At 45.9% G+C, this 21,011-nt stretch carries 17 protein-coding genes; 6 read left to right on the top strand and 11 right to left on the bottom strand.

Going from position 1 to position 21,011, the window contains the following annotated elements; all coding sequences use genetic code 11:
• The 4 genes from ACBP46_RS12505 to ACBP46_RS12520 are packed head-to-tail and all read right to left on the bottom strand — an operon-like array spanning position 1 to position 5,384.
• A complete protein-coding gene (locus tag ACBP46_RS12505) occupies positions 1–3,060 on the bottom strand; it encodes an efflux RND transporter permease subunit (RefSeq protein WP_371017051.1) in 3,060 nt (1,019 codons plus the stop codon).
• Positions 3,061–3,069: 9 nt separating this feature from the next.
• On the bottom strand, positions 3,070–4,161 hold the full coding sequence (locus ACBP46_RS12510) for an efflux RND transporter periplasmic adaptor subunit (RefSeq protein WP_371017052.1): 1,092 nt from the start codon (positions 4,159–4,161) through the stop codon (positions 3,070–3,072).
• A gap of 10 nt (positions 4,162–4,171) precedes the next feature.
• Positions 4,172–4,609 carry a ribonuclease HI gene (gene rnhA, locus ACBP46_RS12515; RefSeq protein WP_371017053.1) on the bottom strand — a complete coding sequence of 146 codons (438 nt, stop codon included), beginning with the start codon at positions 4,607–4,609 and terminating at the stop codon, positions 4,172–4,174.
• Entirely contained in the window at positions 4,584–5,384 is an 801-nt protein-coding gene (locus tag ACBP46_RS12520) for a class I SAM-dependent methyltransferase (RefSeq protein WP_371017054.1), read from the bottom strand. The genes rnhA and ACBP46_RS12520 overlap by 26 nt, the downstream gene beginning before the upstream one ends.
• A 17-nt stretch (positions 5,385–5,401) precedes the next feature.
• Here ACBP46_RS12520 and gloB point away from each other — a divergent pair, with 17 nt between their 5' ends.
• Genes gloB through fabI form a run of 3 tightly spaced genes read left to right on the top strand, consistent with a single transcriptional unit; the run spans position 5,402 to position 8,419 of the window.
• Positions 5,402–6,211: a hydroxyacylglutathione hydrolase gene (gene gloB, locus ACBP46_RS12525; protein WP_371017055.1), complete on the top strand. Its 810-nt coding sequence runs from the start codon at positions 5,402–5,404 to the stop codon at positions 6,209–6,211.
• Between the two features lie 4 nt (positions 6,212–6,215).
• Positions 6,216–7,598, top strand: coding sequence for a transglycosylase SLT domain-containing protein (locus ACBP46_RS12530; RefSeq protein WP_371017056.1), 1,383 nt, complete (start codon positions 6,216–6,218; stop codon positions 7,596–7,598).
• Positions 7,599–7,633: 35 nt separating this feature from the next.
• A complete protein-coding gene (gene fabI, locus ACBP46_RS12535) occupies positions 7,634–8,419 on the top strand; it encodes an enoyl-ACP reductase FabI (protein ID WP_371017057.1) in 786 nt (261 codons plus the stop codon).
• A gap of 54 nt (positions 8,420–8,473) precedes the next feature.
• Here fabI and ACBP46_RS12540 read toward each other — a convergent pair whose 3' ends face one another.
• Both ACBP46_RS12540 and trhO read right to left on the bottom strand, forming a co-directional pair.
• Positions 8,474–9,154, bottom strand: coding sequence for a glutathione S-transferase (locus ACBP46_RS12540; protein WP_371017058.1), 681 nt, complete (start codon positions 9,152–9,154; stop codon positions 8,474–8,476).
• Between the two features lie 160 nt (positions 9,155–9,314).
• A complete protein-coding gene (gene trhO, locus ACBP46_RS12545; protein ID WP_371017059.1) occupies positions 9,315–10,343 on the bottom strand; it encodes an oxygen-dependent tRNA uridine(34) hydroxylase TrhO in 1,029 nt (342 codons plus the stop codon).
• 188 nt (positions 10,344–10,531) lie between these two features.
• On the opposite strand from trhO, the gene ACBP46_RS12550 reads away from it, so the two are divergent.
• Both ACBP46_RS12550 and ACBP46_RS12555 read left to right on the top strand, forming a co-directional pair.
• The gene (locus ACBP46_RS12550; RefSeq protein ID WP_371017060.1) at positions 10,532–11,581 is read left to right on the top strand and encodes a metal-dependent hydrolase; all 1,050 of its coding nucleotides are present in this window, start codon (positions 10,532–10,534) and stop codon (positions 11,579–11,581) included.
• Positions 11,582–11,732: 151 nt separating this feature from the next.
• Positions 11,733–13,241, top strand: coding sequence for a catalase (locus ACBP46_RS12555; protein WP_371017061.1), 1,509 nt, complete (start codon positions 11,733–11,735; stop codon positions 13,239–13,241).
• A 43-nt stretch (positions 13,242–13,284) separates the two neighbouring features.
• Here ACBP46_RS12555 and ACBP46_RS12560 read toward each other — a convergent pair whose 3' ends face one another.
• The gene (locus ACBP46_RS12560) at positions 13,285–15,492 is read right to left on the bottom strand and encodes a DUF3141 domain-containing protein (protein ID WP_371017062.1); all 2,208 of its coding nucleotides are present in this window, start codon (positions 15,490–15,492) and stop codon (positions 13,285–13,287) included.
• Positions 15,493–15,733: 241 nt separating this feature from the next.
• Between ACBP46_RS12560 and brnQ the strand changes: the two genes are divergently transcribed.
• Positions 15,734–17,038, top strand: coding sequence for a branched-chain amino acid transport system II carrier protein (brnQ, locus tag ACBP46_RS12565; protein WP_371017063.1), 1,305 nt, complete (start codon positions 15,734–15,736; stop codon positions 17,036–17,038).
• Between the two features lie 73 nt (positions 17,039–17,111).
• Here the strand turns inward: brnQ and ttdB are convergent, their stop codons facing one another.
• The 4 genes from ttdB to ACBP46_RS12585 all read right to left on the bottom strand — a co-directional run bounded on the left by ttdB (position 17,112) and on the right by ACBP46_RS12585 (position 20,917).
• Positions 17,112–17,723, bottom strand: a complete 612-nt coding sequence (gene ttdB, locus ACBP46_RS12570) for a L(+)-tartrate dehydratase subunit beta (RefSeq protein WP_371017064.1) — start codon at positions 17,721–17,723, stop codon at positions 17,112–17,114.
• Positions 17,720–18,619: a L(+)-tartrate dehydratase subunit alpha gene (gene ttdA, locus ACBP46_RS12575; RefSeq protein ID WP_371017065.1), complete on the bottom strand. Its 900-nt coding sequence runs from the start codon at positions 18,617–18,619 to the stop codon at positions 17,720–17,722. Before ttdA ends, ttdB begins: the two co-directional genes overlap by 4 nt.
• Before the next feature lie 26 nt (positions 18,620–18,645).
• The gene (locus tag ACBP46_RS12580) at positions 18,646–19,923 is read right to left on the bottom strand and encodes an SLC13 family permease (RefSeq protein ID WP_371017066.1); all 1,278 of its coding nucleotides are present in this window, start codon (positions 19,921–19,923) and stop codon (positions 18,646–18,648) included.
• 88 nt (positions 19,924–20,011) lie between these two features.
• The gene (locus ACBP46_RS12585) at positions 20,012–20,917 is read right to left on the bottom strand and encodes a LysR family transcriptional regulator (RefSeq protein WP_371017067.1); all 906 of its coding nucleotides are present in this window, start codon (positions 20,915–20,917) and stop codon (positions 20,012–20,014) included.
• Between the last annotated feature and the right edge of the window lie 94 nt (positions 20,918–21,011).

The raw sequence follows: 21,011 nt of genomic DNA on the forward strand, positions 1-21,011 counted from the left end.
TTAATCTGTGGATGCTTGAGAAGGTAAATGACGCGGTTTAGCTTTTGCGGCGATAAGGGTGTAGGCGGCGGGCACCACGAACAAGGTTAAAAGCGTACCAAAACTTAACCCACCAACCAATACCCAACCAATTTGCTGCCTACTTTCCGAGCCTGCTCCAGTTGAAAGAGCCAGTGGAACTACGCCCAACACCATGGCACCAGTAGTCATTAAAATAGGACGCAATCGCATTTCGCACGCTCGAACCACAGCATGGTAAAGACTCATGCCCTGATCACGTAACTGAGTCGAAAACTCAACAATTAAAATGCCGTGTTTGGTAATTAAGCCAACCAAGGTGACTAAGCCAATTTGACTGTAAATGGACAAGGTACCGCCACTAAGCCACAAAGCAAATAATGCTCCTGTCATAGACAAAGGCACGGACAACATAATAATAAAGGGATTGCGCCAACTCTCAAACTGAGCCGCTAAAACCAAATAAATAAAAACCAACGCCATCACGAAAATAAAGTACATGCTGCCTGACGAGTCACGAAACTCGCGGGACTGACCATCTAAGTCTGTTTGAACCGTTGGCGGTAGAGTCTCTGCAGCCACCTGCTGCATATGATCCAAGACCTCACCCAGGGCATAACCCGGCGCAACTGCGGCTTGAACAATAACAGCGCGTAAACGATTAAAGTGGTTCAAAGATTGTGGTGAAACGCTTTCATGTACGCTTAAAAATGCCCCTAGTGGCACCATTTCCCCAGAGTCACTACGTACATAAATGTCTAAAATATCGTCAGGGCGTGAACGGAACGGTTTATCGACCTGCACAATAACATCGTATTGCTCTCCTTCGTCCTCATAACGAGTGACTTGACGGCCCCCTAATAATGACTCCAGTGTGCGCCCAACCGTACTGACATCTAAACCTAAATCGGCCATTTTGTCACGATCCATTTCCACACGCAGTTCGGGCGTATTTAAACGCAAATCCGTATCAATATTTTGTAAACCAGGATAGTTACGTAATTGTTGTGTAAACGTATCTACCACCTGAGCTAATTCCGCATAGGGCATTTGGCTCATAATGACAAACTCAACGGGTTTAGAGGTAGCCCGTTGCCCAAAGGACGGCGGGTTAGTTGGAAAGGCACGTACCCCTGGTAAAGCAGAAAACTGAGGCTGTAAAGCACGGGCAATGTCTTGCTGACTGCGCTCACGCTCCTCCCAGGGCTTTAAACGCAAAATAGCAAATGAATCCGTTACGGTAGGAAAACCAATTACAGCTTGGTAACCTTCGACCTCGGGAAGCTCAGCATACATGTGCTCAATTTGCTTGACGCTTTGCAAGGTGTAATCCAAAGTGGCACCCTCGGGAGCATTCACAATCCCAAAAATCACGCCTCGGTCTTCGACGGGGGCAAGCTCGCTTTTGATAATACTAAAGAAAAAACCGCTGCCTACCGCTACCCCTAAACCAAGTATCAGCACTAGACTGCGATAACGCAACGCCCCCAACAGCGCACGTCTATAGGCTAAGGTTAATCCATTTAGCCACCCTTCAATGAGCAAATACATACGTCCAGGCCGGTGTTGGGGTCGTAGTAGTACCGCACACATCATGGGGGTTAAGGTCAACGCTATAAAACCAGATACAAAAACCGCACCAGCTAGCGTTAAGGCAAACTCGATAAATAAACGCCCTGTACGTCCGGTGGCAAAAGCTAAAGGTGCAAACACGGCGACCAAGGTTAAGGTCATAGCAATAACCGCACCACCGATTTCTTGAATACCTAAGAAAGAGGCTTGGACACGACCCATGCCATTTTCTATGTGCCTAAAGACGTTTTCTAGCACCACAATGGCATCGTCCACGACCAAACCAATAGCCAACACCATCGCCAATAAGGTCAGTGTATTAATAGAGAAACCAAACGCATACATAATGCCCAAGCCACCAATTAAGGACACAGGTATGGTGACAATAGGGATCAAGCTGGCACGCATATTGCGTAAAAAAAACAAAATAACCAAGGTCACTAATAAGGTGGCCTCGATAATGGTTTTGTACACCGCATCAATGGATTTTTGGATAAAGATTGAGCTGTCATACGAAATGCTTAACGTCATGCCGCCCGGTAAGTTTTGGTTGATTTGCTCTACCTCGGCCCGTACTGCTTTGGATAAATTTAAGGGATTAGCTGTCGACTGTTTGGTAACCCCAATCGTTAAGCTATCGCCCCCGTTAAAACGGGCCAATACACGTTCCTCGGCTGCAGCAATCCCGATGGATGCCATATCCCCCAGTCGTACAGGAAAGCCATTACGGTGCGTCACAATCACATTTTGAAATTGCTCTACCGTTTGTAGATCGGTAGAGGACACCACTGAAAACTCGCGCAGATGCGACTCAATACGCCCCGCAGGAATTAAAACGTTTTGTTTACGTAATGCCTCTTCGATGTCTTGGACGGTTAAACCTAAACCAGCAAGCCGAGCCCGATCTATATTGATACGCATTGCAGGCAGTCGTTCACCAAAAACGCGTATCTCGGCTGCACCAGGTAAAACGGACAATCGCGTTTTAATGTAGCGGTTAATGTAATCCGAGGCATCAATGGGTGATAACTGCCCCATGTTGACGCCCACATAGATGATAGGAGTGGAATCGGCCTCTACTTTGTTAATAACAGGTTCGTCCACCTCGTCAGGCAAAAAGCGTCGAGCACGTGATACTTTATCGCGCACATCTGCAGCAGCCGCGTCAGGATTACGACTTAAATTAAATTTAATATTAATTAAACTACGTTCGGATCGACTGCGTGATGTCATCACATCGACCCCTTCAATGCCAGACAGCTGGTCTTCAAGGGGTTTGGTGACTTGGGACTCGATCACCTCGGGTGAAGCGCCCTTGTAGCTAGTAATAACAGAAACCACGGGCTCATCAATCGCGGGGTACTCACGCACGCTTAGGCGTTCATAGGAGATCAAGCCCACCAACACAATTAACAGCGAAAGTACGGTGGCAAATACCGGCCGACGTATACAAAAATTGGAAATACGCATAGTCGTCCTTTAGGGCTGAGCAGTCATGGTGTCATACTGCACCAATGTACCCGTCTGTACTTTTTGTAACCCGGAGGTCAACACCACATCCGTAGGTACTAAGCCTTGAACTTGAACCCAGCCATCTTTACGTGTGCCCACCGTTACCTCTACACGTTGTACCGCATCACCCTCTTGTAACCGATACACATATTGCGCCTGCCCCGAAGGAGACAAAGCAGTTTCTGGCACCATTAACGCTTCCTCTTCGGCTAGGTCAATGGTTAGCCGAGCAAACTGACCAGGACGCATTTTTAACTCGGGGTTTGGCACATGTGCTCGTAATACCACGGCACGGCCTTGCTCATCTATCATGGGACTAATGGCGTTGACTTGCCCCAAGAACTCGGTATCGGGCTGTGCGTCCAAGCGTAAATGGATAGGTGTGCCAACTTGAATTTGAGAAAGATACAGCTCGGGAACTCGAAAATCCACCTGCAGTTCCTCGATAGAGGCCAGAGCCACAATTTCTGTTCCCATATTGACGTAATCACCCACCGATACATGGCGTAAACCCAACACTCCGTCAAAAGGGGCTACGATTTGGCTTTTTTCAATTTTAGTTTTAATGATGTTGGCCTGCGCTAAAGCCACACTGCGTTCGCTGGTGGACTCATCCAAGGCCTGAGCGCTGATAAAGCCTTCGCGACTTAATTGCTGAGCGCGACGCGCGCGACTTTGAGCCAACTGTAAATTGGCTTGGGCCTGCTGGAGCTCGGCCTGTAGTAAGTCCGTATCTAGCTGTACCAGCAGGGTTCCCTTTTGAGCAGGACTGCCTTCTTCGAACCGAATTTGTGCTATGCGGCCAGAGGTTTCAGCACGTAATACCACGGCATTTTTTGCTAACAACGAACCCACTGCAGTCACCTGTTGGGCTAAGCGCTGTGCACGTACGGGAGCGACCTCGACTTGAACGCGCTCGGGTTGGTCAGAAGCGGCTGCCTGTGCCGCTGGTGCAGCAGGCTGTACTAAGTCTGCGGCCAAATAACGGGCCCCCCAATAAATAAGCCCCAGCCCTACCCCCAAGACAATAAGCACCCACCACAGCCACTTCTTTTTCATACATTCCCCATTATTCTATTATTTGCTCTACGCCTAAGTTTGCAAGCTGATCTGCACGTTCATTCCCTGCATCGCCCGCATGACCTTTAACCCAATGCCATTGTAATTGGTGTTGCTGACTCAGTTGATCTAATTGCTGCCAGAGATCTGCATTTTTTACTGGCTGCTTAGAAGCTGTACGCCATTGACGCTGCTTCCACCCATGAATCCATTCTTTCATGCCTTTTTGCACATAGACTGAATCGGTATATACATGAACCACGCAAGGCTGCTTTAACAAAGCTAAGGCTTCGATAACAGCAGTTAGTTCCATTCTATTATTGGTAGTATTTGGCTCGCCACCATAAATTTCCTTGCGGTGTTTTCCGTAGACTAGCAATGCCCCCCAGCCACCTACGCCCGGGTTGCCCTTGCACGCCCCGTCAGTCCAAATTGAAACTTCTTTCATGTGGTTTTACTTGTGTTGATTTTGATTGATTCATTTGAGGCTTAGTGGCTGCCACGTTAGGACGCATCATACCGCGGCGAGTTTTAGACCAATCCAAACCCACCATGGTTATTTGACTGACACGCTTTTTTGCTTTGAAAACATATAAGCCACCTAGCACCGGCCACATTCTAGCACCCCATTTTTCCATAAAGTACCAACGCCGTATCCATTTGCGTTGCTGACACAAAGGACCGTAGCCGCCGAATACTTGATCGGTAATCTCAAAAGACAGTAGCTCAAGCCAGTCTGCAATACGCCACGGCGACAAATGCAGTGAGGGCTGAATAGGTAAACGCTGCTCTAGACCGGGCAAGCGGTCCGCCAAGCTCCAGATGCTCCAGGGGTTAAAACCACTAATAACCACCGTTCCCTCGGGCACTAAAACCCGTTCAACTTCGCGTAATACCTGATGAGGATCACTTGATGTTTCTAGCGTATGAGGTAAAACTAGGAGGTCTAGACTTTCGTTAGCAAATGGCAGGTGTTCTGCGGCGCACATCACCATGGCATAAGTCGTAGGTTTTTGGGGTTCATGTTGAGTACTGGACCACTTGTGTAGAATGCGATTATGACGCATGAAATCCCATTCTGGTAGACCTATTTGCACGGCATGGTATCCAAACACCTGACGCAGCAGGCGGCTCATATAACGCTGCTCCCAGGAACGCACGTACCGGCCTGACTCAGTCCATAACCATTGGTTTAAGCTAGCCAGTTCTTCGTGTTCAATCACCTTTTTTACTCCTTGCCATGACCAATCGATTTTCCCAAGCCTCTGCTTTGCAGCTTAAAGCCATCCCCGCGTTTAATGATAACTATATTTGGTTACTCCACAACAACCAATACGCTGTAGTAGTCGACCCCGGCGATGCCCAACCTGTGCTTGCTTATCTGCAACAACACTCACTACATTTAACAGCATTACTGATTACCCACCATCATCATGATCATGTGGGTGGTATTACAGAGCTTGTACAGCATTATCCCCAAATTCATGTGTTTGGGCCTGCCAATGAAAATATTCCTCAGCGCACCCAGGCTGTACACGACCAAGAGCGCATTATGCTGCCAGAGCTAAACACAGAACTCCAGATACTTGAAGTTCCAGGGCACACCAAAGGTCATGTGGCTTATTTTGGGTATAGCGATGCTCACGAACCGTTTTTATTTTGCGGTGACACCCTTTTTTCAGGCGGCTGTGGTCGACTTTTCGAAGGCACAGCTGCGCAGATGATGGACTCGTTAAACAAAATTACAGCATTACCCCCCCAGACCTTGGTATGCTGTGCTCACGAATATACTCTATCCAACTTAGACTGGGCCCTACAGGTAGAACCAGATAATCCAGATCTACAGGCGTATTACTCGCAGGCCGCAACACAACGTGCCAACAATCAACCCACTTTACCCAGCTCTATTGGCTTAGAATTACGTATTAATCCCTTTTTACGCACTCACATTCCAGCGGTACAATTAAGCGCATCTCAATACAGTTCTCGTCGTGCATCAAACGATACGGAGGTATTTGCGCAACTACGAGAATGGAAAAATAACGCTTAAAACCATGAATTTACTACGAATTTTACTAGTAAGCTTGTTGGCGGTATTAGCTGGCTGTGCCACTAACAACCAACAGGCCGGGTCCACAGCAGGCCCTCAAATTGCTGCCGAGACATCCCGCACTATAGATTTAACCCATCCCCCTAAAGACATGTGGGATCGTATCCGTCGTGGCTATGCCATTCCTAACTTGCGCACGGACCTGGTCGATTACTGGACGAACTATTACGCTAACAATGCTCGTTCCGTTACTGTCATGAGCGAGCGCGCTAGCAAATACCTCTATCATATCGTGGACGAACTAGAGCGCCGCGGCATGCCCACCGAGCTCGCCCTGCTGCCTTTTGTGGAAAGTGCTTACAACCCAGAGGCTTATTCTAAAGCCCATGCATCGGGATTATGGCAATTTGTACCTGGTACAGCCAAAGACTTTAACCTAGAACAAAACTGGTGGTTAGATCAACGTCGCGACCCAGTAGCATCCACCAATGCAGCCCTTGACTACTTAGAGTATTTATACGAATTACAAGGCGACTGGTACTTGGCATTGGCTTCATATAACTGGGGCCAAGGCTCAGTCTTGCGTGCCATCGATAAAAATGAAAAAAAGGGGCTAGGCACCGACTATTTGGCTCTACATATGCCAGATGAAACACGCAACTATGTACCTAAACTACAAGCAATTAAAAATATTATCACCAATCCACAACACTACAACATTGCTTTACCCTTAGTACAAAATGAGCCGTACTTCACTGCTATTGCGCATTCACAACAAATCGACCTAGAAGTTGCGGCCGAGCTCGCTGAGATGTCTTTGGACGATTTCCGTTTTCTTAATCCCGCTTACAAGCGTAGCACCACGCCCACTACCAACGTCACGCTGTTGTTACCTGCCAATAAAGCCGATATTTTTCAAGAAAACATCAAACGTTATCAGGGTCGACTCAGCAAATGGGATGTTTATAACCCTAAACCGGGTGAAACCTACGCCAACATCGCTAAACGGTACGGCATGACACTAAGCCAATTGCGTTCCATTAACGGCATTAGCGCTAAACAATCCAAAGCTAAGGCCACTCAAATCTTGTTAGTGGCGGCCCAAGACGCTATTCAAGCCGATCCGCTAGGCACCCAGATTGCAGCACTAAATGAAACAGCCGCTCTACCTGCTATCACCCCCCCAGCTGCTGAACGCTCACGTGCCAAAACCCAAGCTAATACAGCCGCTACCCGAAGCCACACGGTGAAAAAAGGCGAAACTCTCTATGGAATTGCACGCCGTTACAACACAACGGTTTCTACACTACAACAGCTAAATAATCTAAAATCGAGCCGTCTTGCCCCTGGGGCGCGCCTGCGCTTGCCTGGCCCTACGCGTGGCTAATTAACGATTTACGAGTATAAAAAGGAATTCTTAATATGGCTTTTCTAAGCGGTAAACGCATATTGATTACCGGCGTTATTTCAAATCGATCCATTGCCTACGGTATCGCCCAAGCCTGTAAAGCGCAAGGCGCAGAAATAGCGCTTACCTATGTAGGCGAGCGTTTTAAAGAGCGTGTCACTGGCTTAGCAGCTGAACTAGGCTCAGATATTGTCATTCCCCTAGATGTAGCAGAGGATCAGCAAATCAACGAGGCCATCACTACGTTGCAAACGCACTGGGATAGCCTAGACGGTTTGGTCCATGCAATTGGTTTTGCACCACGCGAAGCCATTGCTGGCGATTTTCTTGATGGTTTATCACGCGAAGCTTTTGCTATTGCTCATGATATTTCTGCCTATAGCTTCCCTGCTTTGGCTAAGGCTGCGCTACCTATGCTAAAGGGCCGCTCTAGCTCTGTACTTACTTTGACTTATCTAGGTGCAGAAAAAGCCGTTCCCAACTACAACACCATGGGTGTTGCCAAAGCCGCTCTAGAGGCTTCAGTACGCTACCTGGCCGTATCATTGGGTGCCCACGGCATTCGTGCCAATGGCATTTCCGCTGGCCCTATCAAAACCTTGGCAGCAAGCGGCATCAAAGACTTTGGTCACATTTTAAAATTTGTAGAGCAAAACGCACCTTTGCGTCGTAACGTCACCATCGAAGACGTAGGTAATACCGCTGCTTTCTTATTATCTGATTTAGCCTCTGGTATTACAGGTGAAATTACGCACGTTGATGCTGGGTTTAATTGCATTACACCAGGCATGTACGAGTAACTTTGTACGTACACCATTCCATTTTAAAACAGAGCTCATGATGAGCTCTGTTTTTTAATTCTGACAAGGTGGAAAAAGAGTTGGCTGGTCGTGCTCTTGCCAAGGCGGATACTTATGCATAATTTGTGCAAAACGCTTGGAACTCAGAAACCGTTGTAACCACTGCCAAAGATGAGGCCAGTCTTGAGCCTTGAACCAATCCAGATCGGTATGTGCAAACTGACGCACAAAAGGTGCCAAAGCTAAATCTGCCATGCTCAAAGTAGAACCTAGCAAAAAATCGTGTTGAGCTAAACGATGCTCTAAGTCCATTAAGTGCTGTGCGCCCTTTTGTCTATGCAATGCTGCAAAAGCATCAGCACTTAACCCATTGTGCTCTTCGGTATAACGTGGTGGGTATTTGTAGCGATCTAAATGGGTTTTGAAAGAGCCGTCATTGGCCTCGATAAGCCCAACTAACTCTACACGATTACTAGGTAAAAGCTGCTCGGGATCGGATTGCTCTAGAGCCCAGTACATAATATCTATGCTTTGCTCAATCACAGTGTGCTCTGACACCATCAAAACCGGTACCGTACCTTTGGGAGAAATCTCTAGCAAATGAGCCGGTTTGTTACGCAACACAACTTCGCGCAACTGCACCTGTAGGCCTGCTTCAGCAATAGCCAACCGTGCCCGCATTGCATAAGGACACCGTCTAAACGAATAGAGAATAGGTAAGGATTCAATAGTCATACCTATTAGTGTAACGCATCTGTTTAGACTTATTTGACATCCTCTCGCTTAAAGCCGGAGGACTCCTACGGCGCTCTCAAATTATCTTTAGGACGCCGGACTGGGTCATTAAAAAAGCCAGTCTCGTTGGAGCTGGCTTTTAAAGTGGAAACACAAACAACTAACACGCCATTGGTTGGTCTTTGGTTTCTTTTTGTTTTTGAGCTTGCCGAGACTGCTCGGCTAATTCGGCTTTACGCTGACGCTTTTGTTTTTTCATGGCTTCCATAGGCGCGCCCACGTGTCGCTCATCGCGCGCTTGGGCTAATTGCATTTGCTTTTGGCGTTCGCGTAAGCTTTGCAATTTTTCAGGGCCCCAGGAACCATGACAATACGGACAGCTAACACCCTCTTCGTACTGTGGTGTAGCACGCTCTTCGGCGTTAAGAGGCATACGACAAGCACGACAAAACTGGTAATCGCCACGCTCTAGACCATGACCCACAGAAACGCGCTCATCAAACACAAAGCACTCGCCTATCCAGGTGCTTTGCTCGGCCGGGATTTCCTCTAGGTAACGCAAAATGCCGCCCTGAAGATGGTAGACCTGATCAAAACCTTGCGAACGCATATATGCCGTGGATTTCTCGCAACGAATACCGCCTGTGCAAAACATAGCCACACGCGGATTGCCATGCAATACACCACCTGGCTTACGTTGCTCGGCCACCCACTCAGGAAGCTGAGAAAAGCTATCTGTTTTGGGATTAATGGCGTTTTTAAACGTTCCGATCCCAACCTCGTAGTCGTTACGGGTATCAATGAGCACCACATCAGGCTGAGTGATTAAATCATTCCAGTTTTCAGGTGCTACGTACTCGCCCACCATTTCAGCTGTTTTTAAATCGGGCACACCTAAGGTTACGATTTCTTTTTTAAGCTTAATTTTTAATCGATAAAAAGCAAGAACATCCGTCCAAGCCTCTTTGTGGACGAGGTTGGCCAAACGAACGTCTGAACGCAAATAATCTAAAAGCTCACGTACGCCTTTTTCTGGCCCTGCTATGGTGCCGTTGATACCTTCACGTGCTAAAAGCAGCGTGCCGATAATGTCGCGCTGTTCACAAAAGTCGATTAAAGGTTGCTGTAAAGATTCGTAATCGTCCAACTCTACAAAATGGTAGAGGGCGGCAACAAGATATTTAGCCATGCTTCACTTTTTTTAAAAACAAATTGCTTAGTAAGCAAATGGGGATAAACCCATTATCTTACTCCTTAGAGCTTTAGAATACTCCTTTTCTGCATTAAATCCTTTGCGCTCACGCAAAATAACTCATCGTCCTTCCTTGACTGCTACTATTTATGTTGTGTTTTCACCTCTGCACGCTACCATAAGACATGGACTCATTAACTCAAGCCGTTTTAGGAGCCAGTATTAGTGGTGCTATGCTCGGTCGCTTTCATGGTAGAAAAGCGGTTATAGCTGGCGCTGTATTGGCTACATTGCCCGACCTCGATGTGTTTATTCGCTACGCTGACCCCATCAGCTCTATGACCTACCATCGAGGCTTCTCTCATTCTCTTATTGTGTTGACTGCGTTTAGCTTGCTATTAGCAGCGCTTTGGCGTGGCGTTAAGCCAGATAAAAGATATGGGTTTTTATGGTTATGGAGCGCGCTCTGGTTGACTCTTGTCACGCACCCACTGCTTGATGCTTTTACTTCTTTCGGTACACAGCTGTGGTGGCCCTTGACCCCAACGCCTGCCTCGTGGTCAAGCATTTTTATTATTGATCCCCTCTATACCCTACCCCTGACTTTAGGTGCATTTGCAGCCTTGCTGTTTGGCGTGGGCGCACGAACCCAACGCTGGTTAAACTGGGGCCTTATTCTTAGTTCGCTGTATTTAGCCTGGACAGTAGGGGCTAAGCACTGGGCTGAATATCGCGCTTTAGCACAACTACAAACACAGGGCGCACCCACGGCGGAACATTGGAGTGCGGCTATGCCATTTAATAGTCTGTTATGGCGAGTATTAACGCGAGACGAGCACCAACATTGTGAAATGGTAATTAGTCTTTTAGATCGTGCTCCAAGCGAGTTTGTGTGCGTAGAACATAATCATTATCTAACCCAAGCCCTGCCTAAGTCTGATCACATTGAACGTTTACGTTGGTTTACTGGCGATTGGGTACGTTTTGACCCTGTGGATGATTTATTGGTGGTTACAGATATTCGTTTGGGCGCAGCCATGGGGCTCAGCAGCTTTCGTTTTGTGGTTGCAGAACAAAACCTAAATGATGAGTGGACATTGGTTAGCCCTTACCGTTGGCCTGGCAACTCGGGTTGGCATTTGCTGCAGCCTGTGATGAAACGTATTTACCAATCAAATCCGCCTTTAGCCCTACAAGACTGGTTAAATCAGGCTCAAATGGGAGCAGCTCGTTAAATAGGTGATCGTGCCCTTATTACAAAATAGAGCGTTTGGTTTTACTTATGCTCATCATTAAAAAATACAATGAGAAAATATATTCCAATAGCTAAAATTTAATTATATAGTTAATGCTATACCTCATCAGCGACTTCAAAGGAGAGCAATTATGTCTAAATGTCCATTCAGTCATTTAACCACCGCCGGCGGTGCCCCCGTTCCCAACAACCAAGATAGTCTTACCGCTGGGCCACGTGGGCCACTATTGGCACAAGATTTATGGTTGAATGAAAAACTAGCAAATTTTGTTCGCGAAGTCATTCCTGAGCGCCGTATGCACGCCAAAGGATCTGGAGCCTTTGGTACATTTACAGTAACCCATGACATCACCGCCTACACTCGCGCGTCTATTTTTAGCAAAGTTGGGAAAAAAACCCCTATGTTTGCTCGGTTTTCTACCGTAGCCGGCGAACGTGGTGCTGCCGATGCTGAGCGTGATATTCGTGGTTTTGCGCTAAAGTTTTATACCGACGAGGGTAACTGGGATATGGTGGGCAACAACACCCCCGTTTTTTTTATGCGTGACCCGCTTAAATTTCCAGACCTAAATAAAGCCGTAAAACGTGATCCGCGCACTAATATGCGTTCCGCCACCAATAACTGGGACTTCTGGACGCTGCTACCTGAGTCTATGCATCAACTTACCATTTTAATGAGCGATCGCGGTATTCCTGCCTCGTATCGCCACATGCATGGATTTGGCTCCCACACCTATAGCTTTATTAACGCCAATCAGGAGCGTTTCTGGGTCAAGTTTCACTTCCGCACCCAACAAGGCATTAAAAACCAAACCGATACCGAGGCCGCAGCGACTGTAGCCACAGATAGAGAAAGCTTCCAACGTGATCTGTATGACAGCATCGAGCAAGGCAACTGTCCTAAATGGACCTTGTATGTACAAATCATGCCTGAACATGAAGCCAAGACAGTACCTTATCATCCGTTTGATCTGACCAAAGTCTGGCCTAAAGGCGACTACCCATTAATTGAAGTCGGCGAGTTCGAGTTAAACCGTAATCCAGATAATTATTTTGCTCAGGTCGAGCAAGCTGCGTTTGCTCCAAGCAACCTTGTCCCAGGCATTAGTTTCTCGCCTGACCGTATGCTACAAGCGCGTTTATTTAACTACGCTGATGCACAGCGTTATCGTTTAGGGGTTAATCACTCTCTGATTCCCGTAAACCAAGCCCAATGCCCTGTATTTAGTAATCACCGTGATGGTCAAATGCGTGTAGACGATAATTTCGGCAGTCGACCTCATTACGAGCCCAATAGTTTTGGTCAATGGCAGCAGCAGCCCCATTTTGCTGAACCAGCCCAAAATCTAGAGGGGGCCGCCGACCATTGGGACTTCCGTCAAGACGATGATGATTACTTCAGCCAGCCTCGTGCTCTTTTTCACCTGATGACGCCCGAACAACAACAGGTCCTTTTTACTAATACGGCGAACGCAATGGGAGACGCATTAGATTTTATTAAATACCGTCATATCCGTAACTGTTATTTGTGTGATCCCGCTTATGGTGAAGGCGTAGCAGCCGCACTAGGCATGACGGTTGCGGAGGCTCAACAAGCCCGCGCAAATGACCCCGCCTTAGGTCAGCCCGGTTTGTTATAAAAGCTAATGGTGCGGCCTACGCCGCACCGTTGCTCAACCCCCACTATTTAACTGAGCGACGACGTTTTGTCGCTTTTTTCTTTGCTGGCTGCCAAGCGCTACATAAACCCAATGCGCAAGCAATAGTAGCAAAGCGCGTCTGTATCGCCTCAGAAGCATTGTTTAAATCGTGTAACTCTGCAATTTCAGCTACCGCATTCCAAATAAGCTGACGTTGTTGCGCAGAGGGAACCAGCTTAGGAATGGCTTCTATGGCCTCCTCTGGATATTGCTGCATCACACTCCACTGTTCACGCAAAGTGGCTTTTAACTTATCCAAACTAGGCAACTGGCACCCCTGTACCTGCTCCTGACTTAAACGTTTTAATAAGTTAAAAGCGCGTTCATCCACAAAACTGCTTTTATCTGCCATATAAATCAAGATGCGTGCCAAGGCGGCAGCGCTACCCCCTTGATTAATCTGCAAATAACTGACTTGTTTGCGTAAAGCTTTCAACTCGTTTTGTAGTGCCACATCACGATCAAGCAAATACTGTGATGGCATGTGGCTATTGTCCAAGCCGAGCAAGGCGCGTAGCCATGGTGCGCCGTAAATCTGTTGAAAAGCCACCTCAATACTTTGGTCGCGTATATCTCTGTATGTATCCCAGCCACGAACCATGCTCTCACTAAACCAATGCTCAATATCACTAAAGAGATTAGGGGCGAGTATAGGTTGGCGCTGTGCTTTGGCTTGGGCAGCGAGTGGCATAACCGCTAAAGCCACTGGGTTTAAGCTAGACCAAAAATAACGGCTTGCACGTTTGGGGTGCAAAAGTCGCAACGCTTGAGCAGACCACGCTGTAGAAACCTGCCTAACCAAAGGCGAAACAGCCAAATCATAGACATGCTGATTCACTTGCGATACTCGCTCTACCACCTCAAAGGCTTCCTCATCCTCGCGACCGTCATCAAAAGCACGTAAATCATCAAAACTACGAGGCTCAAATCGAATGGTATGACGCCCTTCCACAAGCTCAACAAAAGGCATGTCTGGCTGTAAATCCTCGATACATGCTTCATACAGGCCTGGCGGTAACAACTCAATTAAGTCCAGCACATTAAATAAAGTGCTGTGCTCTCGGTTTGCAACATTAGCCGACACAAAAATGCCCAAATGGCCTGTGCTTTGATGGATGTTATAAACAATCACCTGCTCATGCAGACGTAAGTCTTCTTCGTCTTTGTATAAGTCCAGAACCCAATTGAGCGCTTGAGCCGGAGGGGTAATGTTATCGCCCGCTGACGCAAAGACCACAATAGGACTGCGTATGTTTCTTGGATTAATTAATCCTTCTGTAGTGGGGTCTGGTAACTCAGCTCTGGAAAGACGATTGCCCACAAAAAGGTTTTGTACAATCCAATCCATTTCTTGGCGAGTCATATAAAAAGGCGCAGACCACCATCGATCAAAGTCTAAATAACGCTCGGCCTCGGTATCGATTTGCGAAAAAAGACGGTAGGGCTTAGCCCAAAATGTATTAGCTGGGTTTAGGTTTTCAAAATTATCAATTAAATAAGCCCCATCAAATACACCCTGCCCCAAATCACTAGCTAAAGAGCTAAGCCAAGAGCCTCCTAGCATACCGCCGGTGTAACGCATCGGATTTTGTCCACCAGTACGTCCTGCCCAATAAGACAAAGGCGAGCCCGCCAACATAATAGGACCAACCAACTCGGGCGCAGCACTGGCTAACATAAATAATGCCCAGCCCCCCTGACAATTACCCACCACAAAAGGTTTACCGCACGTGGCGGGAGGGTGACGTTGTGCTACCACCTCTAAAAAATACTTTTCTGCTTTAAGCACATCAGCAATAGATTGCTTGGGCTCGGGATACGGGGCAAAGGTCACAAAATAACACGCATGCCCTTTCTCTAAAGCTAGCCCCACCTCGGAATGGACTTTAGAACCTGCTACACCAGGGCCATGACCTGCACGCGGGTCAATAACAACAAAAGGTCGCTTAGTGGGGTCAGTAGGACTGTGTTCGGGCGCGCAAATACGCAATAAACCATAATTAACAGGTTGAGGTAACTCAAGCCCATCCGCAATCAGCTCATGCTCAAACACCAACACGGGGGGACTGCCTTCGCTTGTGTGCTGAATATACTGATCGCTCGCTTGGCGCATTACATCTAAATACAGCCATGAACGTTGCTGCACATCCAGCATGTAATCTAAAGCCTGACGGCCTAATTCGGTCCACATGTGCTACTCCTTGAAAAGAAGATGACGCAAAAAAAAGACGGAATAGGCGATGAGCTTCTAGCTAGGCAACGATTAAATTTGAGCTAAAGCTCTGCCTGTACGCGTTGATATTGCACTGCAACATATACTATAGCAGCAGTTGCTTAATTGTGCGTAAAAGCACAACCCAGTGATTGATTTACTGTATCATTAGCTGCATTTGAGCCACGGCTCTCTTCCGTATCATATATGTGTATTTTCTATGAACGCCTCTCTTAATTCCCGAGACTTACTTGGCTTGGGTTTCATGACCTTTGCGCTTTTTCTAGGCGCAGGCAATATCATCTTTCCTCCCCTAGTCGGGCAACTAGCTGGTAACACTATTTGGTTTGCGGCCTTGGGCTTTTTGCTAACAGGGGTAGGACTGCCTTTATTGGCCGTAATCGCCTTGGCGCGTATAGGCGGTGGTCTAAATGCCGTCACCCAGCCTATTGGCAAGGTGGCAGGTACTATTTTTGGCACATTGATTTATCTAACTATCGGTCCACTCTTTGCTACCCCTCGCACCGCGACGGTGTCTTATTCAATTGGCTTTGTGCCTTTTGTTGGAGAAAGTGAACTGGCTTTAGCCATTTACAGCGCCGTGTTTTTTCTTATTGTGATGCTGATTGCCTTGTATCCAGGGCGTCTGTTAGATACGGTAGGCAAGCTTATCACCCCATTTTTAATTGTGGGACTTAGCGCATTAGCGCTTGCAGCCATTTTTTGGCCTAGTGGCAGTATTGGTTTGCCTTCCGGCCCCTATATAGAACATGCGTTTGCAGAAGGCTTTACTCAAGGCTACCAAACAATGGACGCCTTAGCAGCGTTGGTGTTTGGCATTGTTATTATTCAAGCAATCAATGACAAAGGCATTACCGAAACACGACTAGTAACGCGCTACACCATTATTGCCGGGCTAATTGCATCCATAGGCTTAGCGTTGGTGTATGTATCATTAATATGGCTTGGAGCCAGCAGCGGCAATTTAGCTCCGGACGCCCCCACTGGCGCGCCCATTCTTAATGCCTTTGTGACCCATAGCTTTGGGGCAATGGGCAATATACTGTTGGCATTAATCATTGTATTAGCCTGCTTAACCACCGCCATTGGGTTAATTTCAGCCTGCGGCCTGTACTTTAGCCAATTACTGAATATTTCCTATACTAAAACCGTGGTGGGGTTAAGTGTAGTTAGCATGCTGATCGCTAATCAAGGACTCAGCCAATTGATTGCTATTGCGGTACCCGTTTTGTTAACCCTGTACCCCATTGCTATTGCTTTGGTGCTGTTGTGCCTGGCTATGTCATGCTGGCGTCATCCGCCTAGCGTCTTTATTCCTACACTAACCGTAGCGGCCATGTTTGGCTTGATGGACGGATTACGGGCTGCAGGTATAGGTGACTTTTTACCCCTCTGGCTTCAGGCCTTGCCAGGAGCGCAATTAGGTTTGGGGTGGGTGCTGCCTGTATTAATCACCTTATGTTTAAGTGCCGGTGCTAATCGACTTTGCTCATCTAAAACCTAATCCCTATTTTTCACTCCCTAAGTAAACAGCTACCTACCTACTTAGGGGGTGAATTAGTATCAAATCTCACGACCTACTCGATAAACCCAACCTCTTTAATAATACGTTGATAAACAGCCTCTTTCCGTGAGTTATAGCGTATTTTATTTTCCTCAAACACGTTACGCCCTAAACTGTCTATAGAGACAATTAATGGACCAAACTCCTCGACCTCACAGACCCATAAAGTCTCAGGCATACCTAAGTCAGTCCATTGGGCATCTAAAATCCTTTTAACTTTGGTCGCAGCAAAAACAGCATTGCCGGCTGGGTAAACTAAATGCAAAGCCTTATGTTCTTTACAAGCCTCTTGAGTCTGACTGCCCATGCCCCCCTTTCCAATCACTAGCTTCACACCAGTCTGAGCAATAAACTCCTTCTCAAACTTCTCCATACGCATACTTGTGGTTGGACCAATGGAGATCATCTCATAACTTGAATCTTCTTTTTGACGCACAATAGGTCCAGCATGCAAAATTGCACCGCCCTCAAGATCAACTGGAAGTTCTCTACCCTGCTCTATTAGTCTGCGATGCGCCACATCACGGCAAGTTACTAATATGCCTGTTAAATAAACAATATCCCCCACGTTCAAAGAACTAATATCCTCATCTCGAACAGGAGTAGTCAATATATGTTTTTTCATAGAATAGCTCCTTGATGAGAAGGAAGAGTGTGATTTAGATCACGATCAAAAACAATTTTGCCTCTACGGTGTGACCAGCAGCCAGTATTCAATGCAACACCTATAGTAGAAGGATGACGTGCTGAATTTTCAATATTTACCCCCATAACAGTTTTACTGCCCGATAAACCCTGAGGACCGATTCCCAGCTCATTAATACCCTCCTCAAGTAAACGCTCTAAGCGAGAGGCTCTTTTATTTGGGTTATGGCTACCAACAGGTCTCATTAACGCTTTTTTTGACAACAAAGCAGCCGTTTCAACTGAGGTTGCTACCCCTATACCAACTAGTAAAGGCGGACAAGCATTCAGCCCATAACTTGTCATTCGATCCAACACAAAGCGAACAACACCTTCATAACCCTCACCTGGCATTAAAACAGTGGCTTGACCTGGGAGAGTACAACCACCTCCAGCCATATAGGTGTAAATTTCACACTGATCACTCCCTTCTTTAATTTCCCAAAAAATAGAAGGCGTTCCCTCACCTACATTTAAACCCGTGTTGTACTCATCAAATGTCTCTACTGAGTTATGTCGTAAAGGAGTGTCTTTAGTAGCCTGAACAACAGCTTGTTTTAATATTTTTTCTATTTGTCCTATTAAGGGGAAATTTTCACCACAGCTGACAAAAAACTGCATTACCCCCGTATCCTGACAACTAGGACGTTTTAGCTCCTCTGCTAAATCCTGATTTCTCTCCATAGTGGCATAAATCACCTTCGCTAGTGGGTACTCCTCTTGGGCCTGCAAGTCGGATAATTTAGCAGTTACATCATCTGGTAACTTATAACTCACTAAAGAAATAAACCGACTCATTTTATCTTTCATAACATTAACTTGTTCTTCTTTACTCATCTATCTATCCTCTTATTAGTAAGCAATTAAGGAAAAAAAGGAAATAACAATGGCAAAAGAACCAAAGACACCACTACCGCTAAAAGAATCAATGGCACACCAACTTTTACATAATCCATAAACCGATAATTACCAATGCTATAAATCATAGTATTTGCAGGCATACCTACTGGGGTTGCATAGGCTAGTGATCCACCTATAACTGTTGCCATCAATACGGCTTTGGGATCAGCATTTAATTGCTCAGCTATAGCTAAACAGATTGGCACTAAAAGAGCGGTAGTTGCTGTATTTGACATAAAGTTGGTCAGGACAACCGCAACAATAAAAACAACTAGTAAAACAATAAATGGAGATGGGTTTGTGCCCATTAAACCCATCATTGCACTGGCAATAGTTTGCCCAGCTCCAGACTGATGTAGAGCTACAGCTAAAGATAAAGACCCCACAAACAGCATGATGGTTTTCATATCTATTGCCCGCATTGCCGAGCTTTCGCTAATAACTCGACTGACGATCAAAATTAAAGCTCCAACCCAAGCACTTACGTACAAAGGAACACCAAGCTGTTTTTCAAAGACCATGGCTAAGATAGTTAAAACCAGAACGCCAAAAGCCATATTTTGCTTCCATCGCGGAGCATCAGGATTGTCTTGGGTTTGATCAAAGAAATTTGTTGTTGAAGAATCTTGAGACTCAATAGAGGCTGGTAATAATTTTTGCCCAAAAAATATAAAATAAAGTATTCCTACAATTAAAATAGGGACACCAATCTTTGCAAACTCAAAAAAGCCAAAAGATAATCCTTCAGACTGTAAGCCAGCTTGCGCAATTAAATTACCAGGGGCACCAATTAAACTAAGATTGCCTCCCATAGCTGCTGCAATAACTAAAGGAAGTAAGAGTCTTTTTCTACAAAATCCAGTTTTTTGCGCTATTCCCATCACAACTGGAATTAAAACTGCAGCAGTTCCTGTATTTGACAAAAAACCAGACATCACTCCTGTTATCGCCATCAAAGCCACTATTAGCTGTTTTTCCGTTTTTGCAAAACGGGTAACCTGCCCCCCGATTCTCCGCGCCATGCCGGTTTCAAAAATAGCTGCGCCTATGATGAACATAGCCATAAAAAGCAGTACGTTCGGATCAACAAAGCCAGAAAAAGCTTCTTTAGCCGAAAGCACTCCCGTCAGGGTTAAACCTACACTCAACAGCATTGCTGTTACTGCTAGTGGAATAATTTCAGAAACAAAGAAAACCACAGCAAAGAGCATAAAAAAAATAGTGATAGATGCATCACTCATTCTCATCTCCTCATTATCGTTATTGAGGAGATAATCATATTAAGCCGTTCGTTTTTATAATTGCTTTTTAGGCACAGCCCTGTGCTAATTATGTAAAAGACTTAGTATTTTTTCTTAACCATATTTTTTCTAGGTATGGGTGGTGCATGTCTTTATGTTTATAAAGAAGGATTTCAGTCCGCATTTGCAAAGCTTTGTGTCCTATAACCTGGATACTCTGGTTTTTTAAATCATTTTTAATTACAGAATAGGGTAACCACGCTATACCTACACCTTGTTTAACCATTTCCAGAATGGTGTCGTATGTATCAGCCTCAAACACACTTTTAAAAAATCGCAAATAATCGAGTTTCTGCAGATGCTGAACAAGCACGGCTCGCAACGAAAGAGCCTGACTAAAGCTGAGCCAAGGAATTAACTCATTTCGTCTTTCTTCAAAATCATATAGGGGCTTCCCATTCGCTCTCACAGCGCTAACAGGAAGCACACGCTCTATGCCTACCACAATGGAATCGAATGACTGCTCATCCATTAATAAATCAGTGAGTGGTGTGTTATATGCAATTAATAAATCAGACTCTTTTGAAATTAATTTATACATTGAGCCCTCTGCACCACTAGTAGAAATATGAGCATGGAAAAAGCCCAGCTCATCAACTATAGTTTTGTACCATTGAGGAAAAAACAAACTCGCCAACGCTCTACCTGTAGTAATCCGTAAAGTATACTCAGATGGTTGATAGCTATCATTAAGCTGAATTTTAACGGAATTAAGACGCTCAACTACCTGTAATGCAGCCTCTAAAAACACCATCCCCGCCTGAGTCAATTCAATTGGTTGACTTCGTATCACAAGAGGCGTACCTACCCATTCCTCTAGGGCCTTGATTCGCCGACCAAAAGCAGGATGTGTAACATAACGATTTTGAGCTGCACTACTAAAACTTCGTATTTTTGCTAATGCAATAAAATCCTCTAACCATTCCAACCTCACACGCTCACCTCTTAGCTTTTTAAACTAACCTAACTGTGTAGATATTGATTACACAGAAAGCTAGTAAACACTCTTCGCTTGCTTCACTTAAAAA

The organism is Paenalcaligenes hominis, assembly GCF_041359055.1.
GTDB classification, from domain to species: Bacteria; Pseudomonadota; Gammaproteobacteria; order Burkholderiales; family Burkholderiaceae_B; genus Paenalcaligenes; species Paenalcaligenes hominis_A.